Origin of the sequence: Nesterenkonia salmonea, from assembly GCF_005771525.1 — a bacterium.
Taxonomy (GTDB): Bacteria; Actinomycetota; Actinomycetes; order Actinomycetales; family Micrococcaceae; genus Nesterenkonia; species Nesterenkonia salmonea.
The window spans coordinates 1-425 of sequence record NZ_VAVZ01000130.1; the positions used below are offsets into that span (position 1 = coordinate 1).

General features: G+C 65.4%; 1 protein-coding gene. It reads right to left on the reverse strand.

The window, feature by feature from the left end; all coding sequences use genetic code 11:
* Positions 1 to 96 precede the first annotated feature (96 nt).
* Positions 97 to 408: a putative quinol monooxygenase gene (locus FEF26_RS15575; protein WP_003941073.1), complete on the reverse strand. Its 312-nt coding sequence runs from the start codon at positions 406 to 408 to the stop codon at positions 97 to 99.
* Positions 409 to 425 lie beyond the last annotated feature (17 nt).

Here is a 425-nt window from a genome sequence, read left to right on the forward strand (position 1 = left end):
TCGGATGGATGGCGTAGGAACCTCCATCGTCGGGAGACCTCGACGTCTATCTGCGGACCGACGCGGCGGGGCGCGATCGTCTCGTGCGTTGGCGGACTACGGGAGCTTGGACGCGAGGACGTCGGCCGCCAGGATCTCGGGTGCTGCGCCGAGGAGGTGCTGGTTGGCCATCAGGGCTGCGACGATGGCGCCGTTGGCGTGGGCGTCGCGAGCGGCCTCGTCGGGGAATGCATCGAAGATCCAAAAGGTGTCGGCGTGGGTCCTGACCGCGAACCAGACAATCGTTCCTACTTCTTCGTTGGCGAGTGCGACAGCGCCGGCGAGCAGATCGGCGAGCGCGTCGTGCTGTCCATCGGCCGCGACGATCTTGGCGACGAAGGCATACGGAAGTGATGCGGGTGTGGACATGAGGGACTCTCCTTGAA

Bases quoted from the DNA above. Each gene is read 5' to 3' on its own strand.
- FEF26_RS15575 (WP_003941073.1), bottom strand. From the start codon at position 408: ATGTCCACACCCGCATCACTTCCGTATGCCTTCGTCGCCAAGATCGTC.